The organism is Bacillus sp. JJ722 (assembly GCF_036963345.1).
Taxonomy (GTDB): Bacteria; Bacillota; Bacilli; order Bacillales; family DSM-1321; genus Bacillus_AD.
The window spans coordinates 1-4,314 of record NZ_JBALMO010000383.1; the positions used below are offsets into that span (position 1 = coordinate 1).

Consider the following 4,314-nt stretch of genomic DNA (forward strand, 5'->3'; position numbering starts at 1 on the left):
TGTTCTTTATAAAGAACATATAATTCGTAAAAGTAAAGTGCTAATAATGTAAGAATTAATTTACTGATGTTTAAAAAAACTGGCATGAAAAATTCATGCTTGTCCTCCCTCGAAAGAACTACATAATATATTATTTGAATTTTAATTCATTATATTGAAAGGGGGTGATAGCAATGAAAAAAGAATGGAAAAATCTTGAATTGAAAGTTCTTGATGTGAATAAGACTTTTGGTCGTGGTGGTAATGGTCATGGGAATCATGGCAATGGAAACGGCAATGGACACAATAGCCACGGCAATGGAAACGGCAATGGACATCATAAGTGGGATAGTTAAAAAAGGGACTTATTAATAGACAGATATTGGTTTATTACGCATAAATAGAGCCTTGTATAATAAGACCAATTTAGTGATTACTCCCTATAAATAATAGGGGGTAATCAGATAAAACTGGGATTTATTTTTTTATTCTTATTTTAAACATTAATAATAATTAGGGGTTATTTTCGTTGAAATCAATTCAATAAAAGGCTATCTCAAAAGAAGGAGAAATAGTTAGATGAATGCTGTTTTGAAAAAAAATCTTTATAAAGCATTTGGAATGATCATATCAAGTGAAATCCTTTTACCGGAATTAACTCGTATTAATATTGTAGATCATAATGCAGATATTGTTATAGAAAAAGCAGAACTCTATTCGATATGGTCGGAGCAATCTAAAGCTGAATCTAATTTCATCATTAAACCAAATTGGATAATGTTTCACATCTCTGACGTAGGTTATTTTAGTATTGAAAATGGTAATAGAATAGTATTTTCTCCATTAAGAGAGGCGCATGAAGACGAAATTCGACTTTATATACTAGGCAGTTGTATGGGAGCTCTCTTATTGCAAAGGGGAATTTTACCTCTACATGGAAGTGCGATTGCGATTGAAGGAAAGGCTTATGCGATTGTGGGGGATTCTGGCGCAGGGAAATCCACCTTAGCTTCAGCTTTTTTAAAAAGAGGCTACAAGCTATTAAGTGATGATGTAATACCAGTAACGCTTAATGAGGAAAACATCCCTATGGTAACTCCAGCTTATCCGCAACAAAAATTATGGTTAGAAAGTTTAAATCATTTTGAAATGCAATCAAATCAATATCGTTCACTTATCTCTAGAGCAGATAAATTTGCTATTCCCGTTCAATCTATGTTTGCTACCGAATCATTACCTCTTGCTGGCATATTTGAGTTAGTGACAAGTACTGAAAATGAAGAGGTTAAAATACATCCAATTCAAGATTTACAAAGATTTTATAAACTGTTCTATCATACGTATCGAAACTTTTTTATTCAAGAATCTGGATTAATGGATTGGCATTTTAATATATCTTCTAAGATGATTAATAAAATTAGTTTTTTCCAGTTATGTAGACCAACAACTCGATTTACAGCACATGATTTAACAGATGTTATTTTAAATACAATTAAAATGGAGGAAAAAGGACATGATTATGAACGGAAAAATTACAAACAATCATTTGTTTAGTCAAAAGGCAGGGAATATCGTTAGTGATATGGATGGAGAGAAGGTTATGTTGAATATCCAGAATAGTAAGTATTATAATTTAGGTCATTTAGGAGGAGAAATTTGGGACCTACTTAAAGAGCCTATTGCTTTTCAAGATCTTATTTCTTTATTGCTTACAAATTATGATATAAGTCAAGCGGAGTGTGAGCAACAAGTTAGTTCGTTTTTAGAGCAATTACTAGAAGAAGGTTTAATCCAAATAGAGGAACAAGTAAATTCCTAAATTCATAGTTGTCTAGCTTTAGAAGGGAATGATGAACATGGTAATGAAGGTTCGAACATTTTTAAAACTAGATATAAAAACAAAATTTCTCTTTATCGAGGCTTTTATTTATTTAGGAATAGCCCGTTATCTGAAGAGTATTCCCTTTTCAAAAGTGGCTCCTACTCTAGGTGAGGAAAATAAAGAGACCTCGTTTACACTAAATTCATCTCAAAAAGAAGATATAGCTCGTATTTCTCAAGCTATTCGAGTTATGAGCCGTTATACTTTTTGGGAAAGTCAGTGCCTTGTAAAAGCGATTGCTGGTATGAAGATGTTGGAGAAAAGAAATATTGAAAGTACTCTTTATTTAGGGACATCTAAAGATGAAAATGGCGACTTTATTGCACATGCCTGGTTGCGAAGTGGACCTTATTATATTTCAGGTGCTGAAGTTATGGAAAGATTTACGGTCGTAGCAAAATTTGCGAAGGTATTGAGAACGAACGAGTTGCAAAGCAAAGATTATGTGTAATGGTTAAATATTCATCACTTTTGATATAGAGGAGAATATTAAAAGAATAGGAGGATAAGTTTTGAAGCATCTCTTATACTTTATCAAGCAAATACATAACTATTCAGGCAAGATTCTTTATATCAATCTAATCTGTATGATGTTTATTGGTTTCTTTGAGAGTGTGGGCATATTTTTGCTAATTCCATTGATTGATTTAACAGGTATGTTTGATTTAAATACAGTTGATATTCCTGTTTTGAATGGAATTAATAATTTATTTGTTGGGATTCCCAAAGAGATACAACTTGTTATGATCTTAGGAGTGTATGTGATCTTAATTGGAGGGCAGAGCATTTTTCAAAGAAATCAAACTATATTAAGTGTGAAAATTCAACAAAATTTTATTGTACGTTTAAGAGAGGATACTTATAAAGGTTTACTTCAGGCAAATTGGGCATTTTTCTTGAAAAAAAGAAAGTCTGATATCATTAATATCATGGCAAACGAAACGTTTAATGTGAGCGATGGTCTTTATTTATTTTTTAGGTTTGTATCTAACCTTATTTTTACCTTCATTCAAATTAGTATAGCATTCTATTTATCAGCTAAAATGACCATTTTTATAATAGCTTTTGGATTAATTTTAATTATGCTTTCTAAAAAGTTTACTAAAAAATCTAGCGCTTTAGGAGAGGAAACTTTTCAGTTATCAAAAACCTATATGGCTGGAATTACAGATCACTTTAATGGAATAAAAGACATCAAAAGTAATTCATTAGAGGCTGCTCATATGGACTGGTTTATCTCTTTAAGCAAAAAAATGAAAGAAAATAATATCAACTTAACCATGGTTAATACAACGTCTCAAGTAATATTCAAAATTGTTTCTGGATTATTAATTGCAACTTTTGCTTACTTCTCAATCCAAATGTTTATGGCTCAGCCTGCACAATTAGTAGTGATTACTGTGATTTTTGCTAGGTTGTGGCCAAGATTTGCAGTTATTCAATCTAATTTAGAGCAACTTGGATACTGTATCCCTTCGTTTAAAGCGTTAGAGGAGTTACAAAAGGAATGTTTAAATGCTCAAGAAGTATCTGCTTTAGATCATAAAGACATAATTCCAATTACTATGGAGCAAGGCTTGACTTCTCGAAATGTCTATTTTAAATATAATCCTAACGAAAATATATATACACTAAAAAATATTAACATTAAAATTCCATCGTATCGTATGACAGCTATTGTTGGTAAATCTGGTGCTGGCAAAAGCACTTTGATTGATTTGTTAATGGGATTAAATAAACCTGACAAAGGTGAGGTAATTATTGATAATTTACCACTTACAAATGAAAAATTATTATCATTTAGAAAGTCAATAAGTTATATCCCACAAGATCCATTTCTATTTAATGGAACGATAAGAGAGAATTTAATACTCGTTGATTATCATGCAAGTATAGAGGACATTTGGAAAGCCTTAGAATTTGCAGCAGCAGCGGATTTTGTTCGAAAGTTACCTCAAGGATTAGATACATTAATTGGAGATCGAGGAATTAAACTTTCAGGAGGAGAAAGGCAACGACTTGTACTAGCACGAGCAATCTTACGTAAACCTTCCATTCTTGTATTAGATGAAGCAACGAGTGCACTAGATACAGAAAGTGAAGCAAAGATTCAAAGAGCTATCGAAAGATTAAAAGGTAGCATGACTATTATTGTCATTGCGCATCGATTGTCTACGATTCGAAATGCGGATCAAGTGTTAGTAATGGATAAAGGGTCTATTATTCAAATAGGTGAATATAATAAGTTAGCTAAAGACAAAAGAGGAATGTTTAGTAGTCTTTTAAGCAACCAACTGGAGTCAAGTGTGTGAATTTGAAGTAGGATAAAAACTATTCTTTTCTCAATATTATTAAAAATAAGTACCATTTAAATCGCAGTACTCATTATTAAGAAAATTTTAAGTATAAATAAAGAAGTATGTAAGACATTATTTGTAAAATAAACATATCGT

Annotated in this window: 5 protein-coding genes; all 5 read left to right on the plus strand. The window is 31.4% G+C overall.

What is annotated here, in order from left to right:
* Positions 1 to 173: 173 nt before the first annotated feature.
* The 5 genes from V7014_RS26505 to V7014_RS26525 all read left to right on the plus strand — a co-directional run bounded on the left by V7014_RS26505 (position 174) and on the right by V7014_RS26525 (position 4,173).
* Positions 174 to 335, plus strand: coding sequence for a paeninodin family lasso peptide (locus V7014_RS26505; RefSeq protein ID WP_335512015.1), 162 nt, complete (start codon positions 174 to 176; stop codon positions 333 to 335).
* 223 nt (positions 336 to 558) lie between these two features.
* Positions 559 to 1,533, plus strand: coding sequence for an aldolase (locus V7014_RS26510; RefSeq protein ID WP_335512017.1), 975 nt, complete (start codon positions 559 to 561; stop codon positions 1,531 to 1,533).
* Positions 1,493 to 1,798: a lasso peptide biosynthesis PqqD family chaperone gene (locus V7014_RS26515; protein WP_335512019.1), complete on the plus strand. Its 306-nt coding sequence runs from the start codon at positions 1,493 to 1,495 to the stop codon at positions 1,796 to 1,798. The genes V7014_RS26510 and V7014_RS26515 overlap by 41 nt, the downstream gene beginning before the upstream one ends.
* 31 nt (positions 1,799 to 1,829) lie before the next feature.
* Complete coding sequence (locus V7014_RS26520) at positions 1,830 to 2,312, plus strand: lasso peptide biosynthesis B2 protein (RefSeq protein ID WP_335512021.1); 483 nt, start codon at positions 1,830 to 1,832, stop codon at positions 2,310 to 2,312.
* Between the two features lie 61 nt (positions 2,313 to 2,373).
* Complete coding sequence (locus V7014_RS26525; RefSeq protein WP_335512023.1) at positions 2,374 to 4,173, plus strand: ABC transporter ATP-binding protein; 1,800 nt, start codon at positions 2,374 to 2,376, stop codon at positions 4,171 to 4,173.
* The last annotated feature ends 141 nt before the right edge of the window (positions 4,174 to 4,314 follow it).